12 protein-coding genes are annotated in these 15,958 nt (G+C 54.8%); 1 reads left to right on the top strand and 11 read right to left on the bottom strand.

What is annotated here, in order from left to right; genetic code table 11:
* Nucleotides 1–74: 74 nt before the first annotated feature.
* Both NST44_RS17045 and hrpB read right to left on the bottom strand, forming a co-directional pair.
* Complete coding sequence (locus tag NST44_RS17045; RefSeq protein WP_210095103.1) at nucleotides 75–623, bottom strand: general stress protein; 549 nt, start codon at nucleotides 621–623, stop codon at nucleotides 75–77.
* Nucleotides 624–717: 94 nt separating this feature from the next.
* Entirely contained in the window at nucleotides 718–3,231 is a 2,514-nt protein-coding gene (gene hrpB, locus NST44_RS17040; RefSeq protein WP_340900194.1) for an ATP-dependent helicase HrpB, read from the bottom strand.
* A gap of 200 nt (nucleotides 3,232–3,431) precedes the next feature.
* Between hrpB and gluQRS the strand changes: the two genes are divergently transcribed.
* Nucleotides 3,432–4,424: a tRNA glutamyl-Q(34) synthetase GluQRS gene (gene gluQRS, locus NST44_RS17035; protein WP_213616457.1), complete on the top strand. Its 993-nt coding sequence runs from the start codon at nucleotides 3,432–3,434 to the stop codon at nucleotides 4,422–4,424.
* A gap of 116 nt (nucleotides 4,425–4,540) precedes the next feature.
* Here gluQRS and NST44_RS17030 read toward each other — a convergent pair whose 3' ends face one another.
* The 9 genes from NST44_RS17030 to essC form a co-directional block, all read right to left on the bottom strand.
* Nucleotides 4,541–4,918: a DnaJ family domain-containing protein gene (locus NST44_RS17030; protein WP_340900191.1), complete on the bottom strand. Its 378-nt coding sequence runs from the start codon at nucleotides 4,916–4,918 to the stop codon at nucleotides 4,541–4,543.
* Between the two features lie 144 nt (nucleotides 4,919–5,062).
* Nucleotides 5,063–5,866: an SDR family oxidoreductase gene (locus NST44_RS17025; protein WP_210095105.1), complete on the bottom strand. Its 804-nt coding sequence runs from the start codon at nucleotides 5,864–5,866 to the stop codon at nucleotides 5,063–5,065.
* Between the two features lie 377 nt (nucleotides 5,867–6,243).
* Nucleotides 6,244–6,972 carry a hypothetical protein gene (locus NST44_RS17020; RefSeq protein ID WP_244152662.1) on the bottom strand — a complete coding sequence of 243 codons (729 nt, stop codon included), beginning with the start codon at nucleotides 6,970–6,972 and terminating at the stop codon, nucleotides 6,244–6,246.
* Nucleotides 6,973–7,088: 116 nt separating this feature from the next.
* Nucleotides 7,089–7,841 (bottom strand): vWA domain-containing protein, encoded by a 753-nt coding sequence (locus NST44_RS17015; protein WP_340900189.1) that lies wholly within the window; start codon nucleotides 7,839–7,841, stop codon nucleotides 7,089–7,091.
* Between the two features lie 41 nt (nucleotides 7,842–7,882).
* Nucleotides 7,883–9,976, bottom strand: a complete 2,094-nt coding sequence (locus NST44_RS17010) for a serine/threonine-protein kinase (protein ID WP_210095106.1) — start codon at nucleotides 9,974–9,976, stop codon at nucleotides 7,883–7,885.
* A gap of 150 nt (nucleotides 9,977–10,126) precedes the next feature.
* The gene (locus tag NST44_RS17005; protein ID WP_007128627.1) at nucleotides 10,127–10,402 is read right to left on the bottom strand and encodes a WXG100 family type VII secretion target; all 276 of its coding nucleotides are present in this window, start codon (nucleotides 10,400–10,402) and stop codon (nucleotides 10,127–10,129) included.
* A gap of 155 nt (nucleotides 10,403–10,557) precedes the next feature.
* Nucleotides 10,558–11,064, bottom strand: coding sequence for a WXG100 family type VII secretion target (locus tag NST44_RS17000; protein WP_007128628.1), 507 nt, complete (start codon nucleotides 11,062–11,064; stop codon nucleotides 10,558–10,560).
* A gap of 27 nt (nucleotides 11,065–11,091) precedes the next feature.
* Entirely contained in the window at nucleotides 11,092–11,898 is an 807-nt protein-coding gene (locus NST44_RS16995) for a hypothetical protein (RefSeq protein ID WP_007128629.1), read from the bottom strand.
* Nucleotides 11,899–11,914: 16 nt separating this feature from the next.
* Nucleotides 11,915–15,901 (bottom strand): type VII secretion protein EssC, encoded by a 3,987-nt coding sequence (essC, locus tag NST44_RS16990; protein WP_007128630.1) that lies wholly within the window; start codon nucleotides 15,899–15,901, stop codon nucleotides 11,915–11,917.
* Nucleotides 15,902–15,958: the final 57 nt, after the last annotated feature.

The following is a 15,958-nucleotide window of genomic DNA, read 5'->3' as shown; positions in this document are numbered from 1 at the left end:
ACTGTCCACCAGCAGAATAATCCACATAGGGGACAGTTCCTTTAACTCACTTCAAGAGATCCTTTCAGTTCACTTCATAGATTCGTTCCGCGCGGGGGTAAGGAAGCATCCACCTCGGGACCGGCCTGTCCATATCGATCCGCATTCATCGCATCCGAATCACGGAAGATATCGTAAATGCCTGTATTCTCTTGATCGGCATCAACAAGCACCAGAATACGCCCCTCCTCAACATAGGACTCGTACTCCCTTGCCTCCTCCTCGGGTATGCCAAGGCCGATAAAGCCGCCGACCAGGCCCCCGGTTCCGGCTCCTACTGCCGCGCCGGTTAACACTGCGGCAATGGGGCCTGCAGCGAGGATCGGTCCGATGCCCGGGATCGCCAAGGCGCCAAGGCCAGCGAGCAAGCCGGCGGTGCCGCCAAGAATTCCTCCGGTTGTCGCACCTGCAGCCACACCTTCAGGTGCCATCGTGCCCGTCTGCTCAGCTAATTGGTCCGCGTCCCGTTGGTCCTTCGTAATGATCGAAATCGCATCGCTCGGAATCCCGTTTCGCTGAAGCCGTTCAATGGCCTGCGCCGCTTCCTGCTCTGACCGAAACACGCCCGCTACTTTTCTCTCCATGCCATTGCCTCCTTCATCAGGTTATTTTCTTATCATTACCCGATGAACCCGGTAGCCAAACGTCTGACATTTCCGGCTGATGCCTTATGATGCATTATGATGGCTTGGGGCGGGTCCGATTCGTCGCGGTAGCTTCAAGCGGATCATCCGGCCAGTAGTGCTTAGGATATCTTCCCTTTAAGTCCTTTTTCACCTCGAAATACCCGCTGGACCAAAAGCTCGCCAAATCCGAGGTCACTTGAACGGGGCGATGAGCCGGCGACAAGAGATGCAGCGTCAGCGCAACCCTGCCTCCGGCAATGCGCGGCGTCTCCTTCATCCCGAACAGCTCCTGCAGCCGGACTGCCAAATAGGGCTTGTCCGGATCGCTGTAATCCACCGGTATTCTGGATCCGCTGGGAACCTGAATATGTGTCGGTGCCTCGCGCTCCAGCTCCTGCTTCATGTCCCAGCTCAGCAAATGGGACAGAAGTCCCGCTAGGCCAAGGCGGCTTAAATCATGGCGGTTTCGAACACCACCCAGGTACGGCAGCAGCCAGGTATCCGCATTGGCAAGCAAGGCTTCGTCCGTTACATCCGGCCACGCTCCGGCAGGGTCATGCCTCTTCATGAAGGCCATCCGCTCGCGCAGCTGGACAGCCGCTTTGGTCCACGTAAGAAGTCCCAGCCCTTCCCGGCGGATCGCATTTAGAACGGCGGCCGACCGGTCTTCCTCGGTTACACCTTCATACGGCTGTTCTCGAATCAGAACTGCGCCCAGCATCAGACGCTGCCTAGCCCGCACGCTGCCGGACGCCGGATCCCAGCTTACTTCCCGGATCAGCTCCATTTCGTCGCGGAAGTGCTCCTCAAGCCACTCTTCCTCCAGCGGAGCCGCAAGTTGAATTAAGCCGTCCGGTCCCTGATCATCAATGACGGCGGCGACGATATAGGACGCCCGGCTTAGCTGCTGGACCGAGGCCAGTCTGATCCCCCGGCCGGTCCGAAGCACATAGCTGCCCGTTCCCCTGCTCTTGGCAATTCGGTCCGGGTAGGCAAATGAGAGCAGCAATCCGCATCGATCGGTCCGCAGGACGCCAGCGTCGGGAATGCCCAGCTCCGAATGGAGCTTCGTAATTTCCTGAAGCATCCGTTTCAGAGCAGCATCATCAACCCCTTCGGGACCGGCATTACCAGAGCCCCTGCGTTCATATTGATCCAGCCGCTCGAGGCGGGACCTAATGTCCTGATCCGCGGCTGATGCTTGCGGACGGAATATGTCCCGCTCCTGAAGCAGCACCGCAAGACGCACAGCCAAAGCAGCTTCGCCGAGCTCCTTTCCCCGAAGGAGCATGTGGGCCAGCCGCGGGTGAATACCTAGGCGAGCCATGCTACGCCCATGATCCGTGATTTGTCCCGACTCGTCCAACGCGCCAAGCTGGCGAAGCAGTTCTTGGCCCTGTGCGAACGCCGCCTTGGGCGGAGGGTCAAGCCATGCAAGCTGCAGCGGGTCCCGAGTCCCCCAGGCTGCCAGCTCCAGCGCGAGCGGCGCCAAATCCGATTCTCGAATCGCCGGCTCGGTATGCTCAGGAAGATGTCGGTGCTCCTCCTCGCTCCACATCCGGTAACAAACGCCGGCGGATATTCGCCCGGCCCGTCCTCTTCGCTGGTCGGCGGAAGCTTTGGAAAGCCGTCTCGTGATCAGCTGCGGAAGACCGGTGCGCGGTGAGAAGACCTCGGTACGGGCATATCCGGAATCGACGACCACCTTGATCCCCTGGATCGTTATACTGCTCTCAGCAATGCTGGTGGACAGCACCACTTTGCGGCTCCCAGCCGGATCCGGCCTTATCGCTTCATCCTGCATCTCTGGCGAAAGCGTACCGTGTAACTGGCGAATGACGATGTCGCCTCCTAGATTGGCCTGCTGCAGCTCGTTTGCTGTACGCCTAATTTCCCTAGCACCCGGAAGAAAGACTAAGATATCGCCCTCCTGCTCCGAAAGCGCCAGCTGAATGGCCCGAGCTGCTCCTTTATGTAATTCCTCCAGGCGTGAAGCGTGCAAATATTTGGTTGCAACCGGATAAGAGCGGCCCTCGCTCACAATAACAGGTGCTCCCCCCAGCAGCTTGGCTACAGGCTCTGCCTCGAGCGTAGCCGACATGATGAGCAGGCGCAGGTCATCGCGCAGAACGGACTGCGATTCCAGCGCAAACGCAAGGCCGGTATCCGCCTGCAGGCTTCGTTCATGATATTCATCGAATATAATCATGCCGGTACCGGACAACTCGGGATCCTCCTGCAGCATTCGGGTCAGGATCCCTTCCGTAACGACCTCGATCACGGTCCGGTCGCTTACCCGGCTATCCATCCGCACCCGGTATCCGACGGTCTCGCCTACCCGCTCCCCGAGCGCTGAAGCCATGTATCGGGCTGCGGACCGGGCGGCAAGTCTTCGCGGCTCAAGCATGATGATCCGCCGGCCCTGCAGCCACGGCGCCTTCAGGAAGGCCAGCGGAACTTGTGTAGTCTTGCCCGCCCCCGGTTCCGCGATCAGAACGGCAGCATTCCGCTCACCGAGAACAGCGGTTAATTGCGGTAATACTTGATGTATGGGAAGTTGGTTCATTTTTAACTCGTCTCCATCATTCGCATAAAATTTGCTCTTTCTATAATTTGCTCTCCCTGTTCTTGTTTCGCAATAGGACGCGAGTCTATCGGTTAGCATGCCTCCTCTGGAAACACAACGCCCATTTGCGCTACAATACATTATATTAAAACATCTCCCTCGGATATTTTAAAGAAGATGCAGTCAAGAAGGTGAAAATGATGCAGCAAGAAACTATATGCCGCGGACGCTTTGCCCCGACGCCGTCGGGAAAGATGCATATCGGCAACGCACTCACCGCGTTATTAGGATGGCTGCAGATGAGAAGTTTGAACGGACGCTATATTCTTCGGATCGAGGATATCGATGAACAGCGCTCGCGCGAAGAGCTCGTTGATGAACTGATGCGGGATTTGATGTGGCTCGGTCTCGACTGGGACGAAGGGCCCGATGTCGGGGGCAGCTTTGGGCCGTATATCCAGACCGAACGAAAGACGCTGTACGAAAGCGCGCTCTCGAAGCTGAAGGAGGCGGGGCTGCTCTATCCGTGCTACTGCAGCCGCGCTGACATTATGGCTGCTGCAAGCGCGCCGCATGGCTTGGCCTCCGAAGGCCGCCGCTATCCAGGCACCTGCAGGCATTTAACGAAGGCAGAAGCGCTGCGCAAAGAGCAGCACAAGAAGCCTTCCCTGCGTATGAAGGTTCCCGAGCAGGCGATTGTCTTCACCGACGATATCGTCGGCCCCCAAGTCTATCCGCTCGAGAAGAGCGGCGATTTTGTTGTCCGCAGAGCGGATGAGATGATCTCTTACCAGCTTGCCGTCGTTGTCGATGACGCATTGATGGGGATCACCCACGTGTTGCGGGGCGCTGATCTGCTTGATTCTACCCCCAGGCAGCTGCTTTTGTACGAAGCTCTCGGTTACACGCCTCCGCGCTTTGCCCACGTTCCCTTGATCGTAGATGCCGAGGGCAAGCGGCTGGCCAAACGGAACCGTGGACTGAGCCTGTCCTTTTTGCGGGGACAAGGGATCCAGCCTCAGCGAATCGTCGGATGGCTCGCCTGGGCTGCCGGGTTGATTCCCTCTCCAGAGCCGGTTTCACCATCCGAGCTGGTCCAAAGCTTTGATATGGCTCAAATTACGCCGGAGCCGATCAAACTGACCCATGATGCTCTGAAGATGCTGTTTGCTCCGATGCCCAACCTGCAATAAAGCAGGCACAACAAGAAGCGCCAGTCGTCATTCGAGGCCGAATGGCAGCTGGCGCATGCTTTATATGAACCGTCTATTGGCTTTTATTGGCTTTTACATCCATCTCTTCGCTGTTTCTATTCATCTACCAGTCGTTCCCTGATACGGGATTCGTACTGCATGAACGCACCGCTCGATCCAAGCCCACGCTGCTCCAGCAGCATCTGCAGCCTCAGCTGCTTCTCGTTCAGCTTGCGTCTCAGCTGCTCCTGCTCTCCATCATGCTGTGCAGCATTGAGCAAATCATACAGGCGGATGCATTCCTTCCTCAAGCTGACTTCCTCCGGAACATACCCCGCATTCTTCATAATTCGGTAGGACATTCTAAGATCCTCCGGGATATGGGATAAATCATCAATCGGGAGCTTTTTGCCGGCCATCGGCAAATTGTCCAGCTCTCCGTTGCGAACCGCTTCCTCGATCTTCTGTTCCGCCAACCTGGAAAAGATCCCCATAATAGCCCCCTCTGTTTTCCATACTCGCTCAAAAACGCCTTAAAAGCATTTAACTCCCATGCTCGCAGCCACATGTTTCAGATATATATTCTATCATAATCCAGCAGGTTTAGGATTCCAAGCCGAAATCATGATTATTCGTTGTCAGAGGAGGGATTCCGCTCCATCGATAAAGATTTGGGCGCCGGTAATATGTCTGGATTGGTCGGAGGCAAGGAAGGCGACCAGATCCGCAACCTCCTCGGGTTGTCCGGGACCGTCCGCCAACGGCTGGCTTCCTTCCGGATACTCGACCGGAATCGTAATCTCGTCCAGGTTGTCCTTCTTCTTCGTGCTTTGGTCGATATTCGTGGCGATCGCTCCCGGACAGATCACATTGACCCTGATTTTGAACTTCGCCAGCTCTAGCGCAGCCATTTTGGCAAACGCCACCTGTCCTGCCTTGGTCGTGCTGTATGCGCTCATCCCGAAATTCGAGAACGTCCGCGTGCCGTTAACCGAACTAGTGATAATAATACTGCCTTGACCGCGTTTTTTCAGATGGGGAAGGGCGTATTTAACCGTCAAAAAAGTACCGTTCAGATTCACTTTCAACGTTTTCTCCCATTCCTCGAGCTTCATTTCGTCAATCGGAGCGAGCACGCCGTTAATCCCTGCATTTGCAAATACGATATCCACTCCTCCGAAAATTTCCACCGTCTCAAGCACAGCCTTCTCGACCCGGTCCGGATCGGTAATATCCACATCGAACGCTCTTGCGGATCCCTCGCGAAGGGCGTTGATTTCCGCCTCCGCCTTGTTCGTCCGCTCATCCAGCAGATCGAACAGGGCAACATTCGCCCCCATGAGCGCAAGCTTGACGGCTGCTGCCTTCCCGATCCCCGATCCTGCTCCCGTAATGATCGCTGTTCTCCCATGCATGCTTCCCTGAACTTCATTCATCTTCATCCACGCTCCTTCATCTCATAACCTCGTAGGTTCGTCTGTCACAAGATTACCCAAAAGAGCGTGTTTTATAATCCGCATTTCGATAATTTTGCCAATACCATGAAATTCACGGCTCCGACCAAAATGAAATGAACAGGAAGAACCATTTAGAGCGAAGAAGATTTGACACGGTTGTAAGTCGCTGGATCAAGTGCTGGCGATTTTTGTTACGCATGTGGCATGTGGTTAGCTAACGCACCGTTCTGTAAAGCCGAGAACCAAGCGCGGTGGGCTTTCCCGGCGAAAAAAGGAGCTGTTCCAAAGTCTGCTTAAATCGACGACTTCGGAAACACCTCCTGCTCTCCAGCTATCATGCTATTATGTTATCCTGCTGATCCCTACCACATAATCTCCAGAAACGAAGCGTCATCCTCCAGCCCGCCTGTATGCAATGCGTTCATAAGCACTTGGACCTGGTCATCCGGTATCGGCTCCTTCATCGGGTCCAGGTCGTTCAGACCATCACTGTACATTTGCAGTCGATAGCCCGAGTCATGCTCCAATCGGCATTGGTACACATGGGGCTTCCCGCCCACCGGTCCGCTTTTGGATGACCAGCGCTCGGCCGTACGAAACCGGTCGCCGAATATAGGCGAAATTTCATGCTGTCCTTGCCACAGCCGCAAGCGGGAATCCCCCTGCCATGCCAGCCATAGCCTGCCTTTTCGCCTGAACCGGCTCGGCAGCTCGATCCGTCCGCACACATACATCGCCTCGCTGCCCATTCGCTGCTTCTCCTCCAGCACCTCACGCAGCAGCTTGGGCGCCTTGGCATCGACGGACAGGCTGCGCATCTCCCGCTCCGCCTCCTGCGTCAGCTCAAACAGCTTGCGTTCCAAGGCTGGCTGCGACAGCTCATCCTGCGAATGAAGCCACCCCATCAGCCCCCGTCCGAGGAGCTGGGAAGCGACATCGCCACGGTAGCTTAAGCCGACTCCGTCGCACAGCACGAACCGGCAGACGTCCCGATCGATCGCGAAAGCCATGAAATCCTGGCCTCTCTCCGACATCATGACCGATTCCGCAGCTCTGCCGTAAGCGTACCGGCAAATGAACTGTTCTTCCACCCGGGTCAAGGGCTCCTCCCCGGTCTGTTTGCTCTCATAATAATAGGTGGTTGACCGCGCCCTTTTCCTTCGTCCGCTCCAAACTTCTGCGTTTGCAAATGACCGCTTCATAGCCGTTACCTTACCGGTGTCGCTGCCGACATCTGGAATCCAATGGACACGAGCTCCGAGCAGGTGCCGGGAAGCATCATTAATGCACCCGGACTAAGCTGATAGTCCGCCTCCACCAGCATTTCCCGATAGCTCTCGGGGAGTGCCGAAGTCATCATCTTCAGCTTGCGGGCGTGCTCGTCCTCAAGCGGCGTGTCCGGCAATATCCCCTTCCAGCGGCGCGGTTCCGTGATCGGCTGGCTCATCAGATGATCGGAAATAAAGATATTCTCCACAAGCACATTGCCGTCCGGAACACTCATGCTCATGATCCGGCGTGCGATCGGCTCCGGATCCTCGCCTGTTGAAACACCGTCGGTCATATGGCACACGAGCGGTGCTGGGCAATCCTGCATATTCGGAATTTCCATCTGCAATATTTTCTCTGCTTGTGAAAAAGCCTTTGCCGAATCGGAGAACCGCTTCGGCGTCAAATCCGGCAGGGAGCCGATGGCCGCAATTTCATCGATGCCTTTGATGCCGCCCAGCAAATCGTATACATCATCGCTGTATGCCAGGATCGCAATCCGGTAACGCGGCGTAAGCCGGTTCCCCTTCGTTGAACGGAATACCATCTGCCGGATGGCTAGAGACAAAGCTTCATAAACGACGTCGATCCGCCTCTTGTCCTCCATGAGCATATTCATCGATGCGCTGATATCGATCAGGTATATAATGAGCGCGGGCGTGCGCTGTGATGCTTGTATGGTATAGTTCATCGCGAAACCTTCACCCCTGCTAATTCTTCAGTTAATGTTTCCTACAGCTTAGGTATCCAGAAGCTGTCGTCCTCTAAGAACTTGTTCAAATTGTTGCGGCGGCTGATCATACTGCCAACCGTCCGGTTATAAGCAGCATCCTTGTTGTACAGGGTCATGAACTGACGGGCGAAGTTTTTGGCGCGGTCCTTATTACCCGCGACCTGCGCATTATACGCTTTGTTGTATAACGCCACCAGCTCCACAATATTTTGGGAGCGCTGCTTCTGCAGCTGTTCCGCCCGAGCAGCTTGCTCTCTTGCTTTTCGTTCCGCCTCAGCCTGGGCAGCCGCTTTGGCAGCGGCCTCCTCCTGCGCGGCTTTTCTCTTCTTCTCTTCCAGCTGAGCAAGATAGGCTTCGTATTTCGCCTGTTTATCGTACTTTTCCTGAAGCTCCTGCTTCTTTTTCTTCTCCTCCAGCGATGTGAGGTAGGCCTCATACTTTGCCTGCCTCTCGTATTTGGCCTGAAGCTCCGCTTTTTCTTTGGCTTTGCGGGCTTCTTCCGCCTTCTTCGCGGCTTCTTCCGCCCTCTTGGCTTCTTCTGCCTTCTTCGCTTCTTCCGCGGCCTTTTTCGCTTCTTCGGCCTTCCGAGCTTCCTCGGCTTTCTTCGCCGCTTCCTCTTCCTGCTGCTTGCGTGCAGCTTCCGCCTGTTCCTTGGCCTGCTGCTCGGCCAGACGCTGAGCCTCAAGCTGCTTGCTCTCCGCCTTCTCCGCCAGGATCTGGTTAACCGTCAAGGCCGACCCGGCCAGGATAACAATCGCCGCAGCCGCGGAGATCATGAACTTGCGGGAGGTCAGCAGCGCCTTTAGCCCTTTTTTACCAGGGTCCTCCGGAGGAAACAGCTCCTTCTCCAGACCTGCGATCGCTGCAGCAAGCTCCACCTCTAGCGGACTGTCCTTCTTAACAAAATGATAGGCCGAACGAAATATTTCGAGCGCCCCGGACAAATTGCCCGCAGCCTCCAAGTCCCGGGCCTGATGAAACAGGCGGGAAACCACATTGTCGTTAACTTCCCGGGTTCCAGGCTGGATGCCCAGCGATTCCATCAATTCAGCAGGCACTTCTGCAGGACTTCCGGAAGGCGATTCGGCTGGCTTTTCTTGCGTATTCGTATCTGCAACCTCAACGGCCGCAGCAGCCGGCGGGGCTTCCTGCACCTCCTCCTCGCTTACGGAGGACAAGGCGATCAGCCACTCGCCGAACGTCGGGCAGCTGCTCAGGTCCTGGCTGTCCCAAGCTCTGCCGAACAGGTCGGCGATCCGGGAGCCCCAGCGTTGACCGAGCGATTTTTTCAACAGGAAATATCGCTCGCACGGCGTCTGCATTTCATGCTGGTCGAAGTAACTTTCGCCCCAGGCACGGTTGACGATCGCCGGATCGCTCCATCCCAGCATCTCCGCGATAATGACAGCGCCTGCGAACCGGTCCGCATACGCGCTCCACAAACCGCTGTGCACCGTCCGGTGAGCGGCATAACCCGGGGACCCTGCAAGCAGGACGTCCGGGCGGTCCATCTTGGGGCTGTACATTTGCTCCACGTCCACAAGCTCTACGGCGGCTGCTCCTTCCGGCAGCTTCACTTCCGAAAAAAACGGAAGCATGACATTAGGCGCAGACAGATCACAATGCGCCAATCCGCGCTGCTCCATGCTTGAGCCGATAGCGGCCAGCGCCTTGGCAAGCATAAGACTTTCAGAACGCCCGATATTCCGCTGATCACTGATCACATCGAACCAGGTGCATCCATGGACCCAGGGCATAATGACCGCATACAGCAAATCAGGGTATTCTGCTATCAAATCTCCGTTTCTTTCGGGAGTGAGCACCTCACGGTTGCATACCCGCAAACCCGGCATTTCTTGATAGCTGCCCAGATGCTCGGATTGATATACCATCGCGGGAATTCTGAATTTAGGAAAAAAGACTTTGAGCGCTTTGGCTTGATAAATCTCACCGTCAACAGGAATCAGCTGGTATACAATTCCCTGCCTTCCTGCTTGGGCATAGGCTACGCCGGGAGCGGCAGGATGCTGTCCTACCGTATAGGCCGTACCATTGATTACGATTCCGTCGCCAGGGTTAGGCTGAAAAGTCACGAACAATCACCCTCTCTTAAACACCATCACCCGCCTTCTGAAGGCGGGTTTCACTATATAAAGATCCTGGATTGCAAGAAAACCGGGCTGTCTGGCACCCGGTTTATCTGCCCTATGAATCTATTATAAAACAAAAGATCCTTGTATGGATTAACGAGATTCGTCAGCCATACGGAATTTCTGAGCGATCGCTCTCAGCTCGTTGCTGATGCTGTCAAGAGTCTGAACAAAGGATTGCATCAGACGGCTTGCTTCCTGGAATTCTTGGAAGAAGCGCTGCTTTGTCATACCGTCCCATTGTCCTTCCATTCCGTTGATGGATTGGGTCAGACTGTTAACGATCTGCTGACTTTGCTCACCGCTCTGCTTAAATTGATTTGCTACTTGTTCTACCTGTTCTGGCGTAATTAAAATACGACCTGCCATGTATGTAACCTCCTTGAAATTCAATTTCTGGTGACACTTGACATCTTAGCCTACAGGCCTAGGTTTATCAAAATGTCCTCAGACCTAATTTCCAGTTACCCTATACGTCCCAAGTTGAAACCTAATCTTTATCCGTTCGTCCTAAGTTTTGGAAATCAATTGGCTATGCTGAGGGAAGAAGGATCGGTAAAAGTCCAGCTTTGACCTGCCAGTGCGGCCTGCTTCACCGAATTCCCCTTCTCTTCGCTCGTCATCCCGACAGCGGCTGCCACCGAGCTCGGATTCGAAATGACCGAGACCGAGCTATGCTCGGGCAGTATGGAGACACGGTCTTCCATACCGGAAGCAGAGAACAGCGCCGTAGGGGATACCGTGATGATCGCATGCTCCAAAATGCTGTGGTACTGGTGATCCGTTTCTTGAAATTGATCCGCTTTGTTTTGAAGATGCTTGCCCAGCTGAACTAGAAGGGCTCCCAGATGCTCCCCCAGCTTCTGGGCAGACTGCCACTCATCGATAACCGCCGCTTTGAGAGAAGTTTCCCATATCAGCGAATTCATCGCCTGACCCAATCTTCTCGTCATCGCAAAGTATTCTTCGCCACTGAGTTGCAGCTGACGGCTTAACGTCCGGAGTGATTCCGGCTCGACAGAAATACGCATTGGTCCTCACCTTTCATACGGGCTCTGTTACTGTTTCAGCCACATGAGAAGCATATGACGAAACTGCTCTTTGGTTGCTGGCGCTGCGGTAAGCCAGTCCTGGTCTCCCTCCAGGCTCATTCGCAGAAGCCAATTCATGGACTCATTCACAATAAACGCTGCATTTTGACTCTCCCAGCTGGTTCCGTTCCAAATCGACAGCTGGAGCTCCCCCGAGGAAATTTTGTTCTTCATGCATTTGGCCAGTGCGATCGATCCTTCCGCATCATCGGTTAACCGGGCCAGCCGATCACCGATTTCTTCCCCGCTGTGCAGGGGTGCCGAGGTATAGATGTCGCCGAACTCCTTCCGGCTTAACAGGAGTGCGGGGATATCTCCCCAGTTGTGATCGCTGAGCGCAAGATCCTCGACCAACTGATCACAAGCCTGTTCAATCGTACCGAGCTCGCTAAGCATATAACACCGGTTGTCTTCGCTGCTTCTGCACACTTGTATTACTCGTTCGTCGGTAACATGCAGATATCCTTCAAATGACTTAACCTGAGTTTCGTATTTCAACCAGCATGCACGCTCCGCAAGTCCCGCAATAGCAACTCTCGAAAACACTTCAGGAGGAATTGACAATTCCCCGCCCTCTTCTTGTATCAAGTATTGCTTGCTTAACAAAGATTGTTTGGCATTTTCCCATTCCTCTGCAATTTCTTCGGTTAAGTACCCGACAAAGGGATCCTCAACGCCAAGCAATCTGTCCGATCCGATAATTCCAGCCAAGAAGAAAAATTCCTTATCGTTCAGAGTGATTGTTTCTTGTTTGGAAGCATGAATTGTCAACATTATGAGCCACCTCCCCTCAAACTACAACATGCCATCGGTCGCGAATTTCTGAGACCCATCTCTGGGCATTCCACTCTTCATGAAACGGAATTGCGCCTTTTATTCTGGAAAATTTGCGTTTTACATAGTACCCTTGTCCCGGAGGAAGAATCTTTAGTCCTCCAGGACTATTCGCAGATTCGGAAAAAGGAATTCTAAAGAAGGATAAATCGTTCGAATCCAGGGTTCCGAATAAAAACCCATTTTGCGCCGCTTTTATATCGGTAAACCAGTCGACGCCGTATGTCGGAAAGTCAGCAGGCACGCCGGCCACGATAACATGGACATTCCGGTCCCGCCCTTGCCTTACAATGGCTGACAACTGATCCTTCAAAGTAAAATCGTTAAGCTGCTTGCTCAGCACGTCGGCATCGTCAATAAGAAGCACGATGGCTGGATCTTCGCTGTCCTTGGACCTGCCCTGAATCCGCTCATGCAGGCCGGAGATCACGGAAGCAAGCTCCTCTTCATTCTCGGCATGACCGCGGACATGCGGCAGATGATTCAACCGGCTCAGGCCGCTGCTCCCGTACCGTGTATCCACGGTATATATTTCGAGAGCCTCCGGCGGCGTATAGTAGGCAAGCGCCAGCATCCAGCTGAGCAGGAATGAAGTTTTGCCGCCCTCCATCGGACTTGCGACGATGAAATGAGGTCCGTCCGATAGGTTGATCGTAAATGGCGACAAGTCGTCCGTTGCAACGCCGACCGGAACCTCATATGGATCCATCCCGCCGCGTTCGAACGGCTCGTCCACCTTCAGCAGCTGATGGAGCGGGATCTGTTCCGGCAGGGATTCAATCGGAGGTGCTTCCTCGCCTTGCCAGGACTTCGCGATGTCACGGATGAGCTGGCGAAGCGCCGAAGAGCGGTCTCCCTCCTCCTGTCCCGGAGCCGGCAGAGCCGTCTGGAATTCCAGCGGCGGAACCTGGCCTTTCACAAGCCCCCTGCCTGGCGGAAGCTGGCTTGGCGCTTTCGCCGGCCGGCCTACGGCATAGTAATAATCAGCCGGATCGGCCAGTTCGTAAGAAACCGCATGGGCAATATTGCTCCGCACCTTTTCGAACATATCCGACACCCGGTTTGCCGTCATAACAAACGTAATGCCAAGACTGCCGCCTTCACGCAGCAAATACTCGAGCATATCGTTCTCTTCCGTGTACGTATTGCGGAAATTCAAATACCCGTCGATGACAACGATCAGCTGAGGCACGGGCTCGGACGACGCTCTGCGGTATGCAGCGACCGTCTTCACCCCGGCTTCCGCGATCATATCCTTGCGCTGACCCGCGATTTTGGCAAGATAACGGAACAGGCGTTTAATCCGGTCCTCTTCCTCCGCCGTCATAACCGCACCGACATGAGGCAGCACGGTGAAGTCCCGCATCATACGGCCCATGTCGACAACGTAGCCATGCCAATCGTCAGGCGTATAGCGCCGAGCCAGCGACATCAGCATCGTCTGAATAAAGGTGGTCTTCCCAAGTCCAGGCATGCCGTATACGGCCCAATGCCCCTGCTCCAAATTGAGGACCAGCGGACGCTGGCATTGATTAGGTAAATCGTCCACCGTTCCTACATAAGACTCAAGCGGTCTGCGGCCAATCGCTGCGCCCAGCATCGGCTCCTCCACGTCAGCCATGACCGTGTCGAGGTCCAGAGTCTCAGGCAGCGGGGGCAGCCATGGGCCCTGCAGCCGTTCAATTCCTTGCCGCTCGGCCACTTGGGCCAAATGGTCGATAAATACTTGGAGCTGCTTCGGCTGCTCCTGTTGAGCTCCCGCGCTGTGTTCGGAAGCAAGCAGCGGTTCGGTTTTTCCGTTCAGGCGCACCTCGCGGATCACGATCGCGCCATCGGAGTCCATCTCCTCTACATAAGGAGCACCGCTCCAAGCGAATTGCATCTCCTCGAATACCTCGTCGCTTCCGACCTGAAAATACCCCCGACCCGGCTTGTTGATCCAGGCTGCGTTCGGTATTTTCAGCATATCCCGGCTGTCCCCCTCGCTTTGAACACGGAGACAGATACGGAAACGGGAGTTGCTCCAGATTTTGTCATCCACGACACCTGCCGGCTTCTGGGTCGCAAGAATCAGATGGACGCCGAGCGTCCGCCCGATCGCAGCGATACTGATAAGCTCGTCCATGAATTCAGGCTGATCCTTCTTTAATTGCGCGAATTCGTCAATAATGATGACCAGATGCGGCAGCGGTTCGCCCGGACGGTTGCGGAGATGCTTATAATATTCGTCGATATGCTGGAGATTGCCCGCATCATTTAATATTTTCTGACGCCGCACCAGCTCGGCCTTAAGAGATACCTTTGCGCGCTCGATCAGATTGTTGTCCAGATTCGTAATGGTACCCACGACATGCGGCAGGTTCACGAACGTATTGGACATGCCCCCGCCCTTGTAGTCGATCAGCATGAACGCAAGATCATGCGGGTGGAATTCAGCGGCCAGCGAAGCCACGATCGATTGAATGACCTCACTCTTCCCCGACCCTGTCGTTCCGGCAATCAATCCGTGGGGCCCATGTCCCTGACGCTCTATTTTATCATGAAGATTCAAATTAATCTTCTTGCCTCCGGCGCGGACGCCCATTGGAACCGGCAGCGTGTCCGGGTAGCGGTTTTGCTGCCAGCGACGGTAAACATCGAAATCCCCGATGCACTGAATGTCCATCATTTCAAACAGAGGCAGGATGCTCGGAATATCCGATGCAGAGGAGCGCTTCAGCCGGATAGGCGCCATATAACGCGCCAAGGCCTCCATCTGTTCACGGCTGATATGATGGGGCTGGAAGGCTTGACGGGACACCGTGCCGTCCGGTTTCTTCACCGTATATTCCGCTTGGTCGCGTCCCACCTCCACGATCAGCTGGCAGTGCATCGGCAGGCTTTCCTTGCGGTCGGACAGGACAATCGTTACCGCATCGATGGCTTCGCCATCCTCCATGAGCAATGGCAAAAGCGGCTCTTCCTCGATAAGGTGAGTGCCGGACAAAATGACGACATAGGCCGGTGTCACGATCGACTTGTTACCGTATTCAGACCGATTGTTCTTGCGGCGATGCAGCTGCGTGAAGATTTCGTCGGCCAGCTGGTGGGCGCTGCTCCGGCGGTCCGCCAAATAGCGGCTTGACCGGTCATCGTCCCATGTATGCGGAAGCCACCGCAGCCATTGCCACTCGGTGGACTCCTTTTCTTCATAAAAGGCTGCAATTTTTACTTCATCAGGTGAGTGCCTTACAGCTGACTGTGCCATAAGAACCCTCAGCATGTTCAAGACCTGGTCTCTTCCTCCTACGATTCCGATCACCTTCGACTCGAATAACGGAAGCGCGATCGAAGCATCCTCGACGGTTTGAAACTCGGAGGCCAAGCCTTCTGCAGCTTCAATCAGCGGGTCTTTGTCATACCCGTCGGCACGGGGCGTCTTGACCCGGATGCGGAACGGCACTTGCCCTTTGCCGGCGCACACTTCAAGAAAATCCGAATCCTCCGGGGAACGCTCCCACAGATTGCTGCTGCGGTTCTTCACAACGTGAAAGCACACGTCGGGATCGCCGTGAATATCGAACAGCGTCTCAACCTGTTCTTTCTGCCGCTCCTTAAGCTCCTCGCGATGAAGCTCGAGCTGGGCCCGATACTTCTGATTGCGCTCCTCAAGCTTCTTCTGATACGACTTCTTGTTGCTCAGGTACATAAAGAACGGAAGGGTATATGAGGTCAGCATCATCATAATGGACAGCACGATATAAGGACTCCCAGCCCCCATTTTCCCACTCATGCTGATATATACATAGAATCCGATCGTCGCAGCCGTCATTATGATCGGAATTATGATCGAGATCAAGGAGAAGGAAGGCTTGCTGGGCTCGGACGGCGGCCTCAAAATCTCCATGTCTTCATCGGGTAAAGCCGGTTTAATACGCGGCGAACGTTGATATAACACGTTCATATGTCACTTTCCTCCTAATCGAGAGCATCTGGTAGGTTCATTAATTATGTATGTTGT

The organism is Paenibacillus sp. FSL W8-0919 (assembly GCF_038003785.1).
GTDB classification, from domain to species: Bacteria; Bacillota; Bacilli; order Paenibacillales; family Paenibacillaceae; genus Paenibacillus_AQ; species Paenibacillus_AQ lactis.
This window is presented reverse-complemented; position numbering and strand designations above follow the sequence as displayed.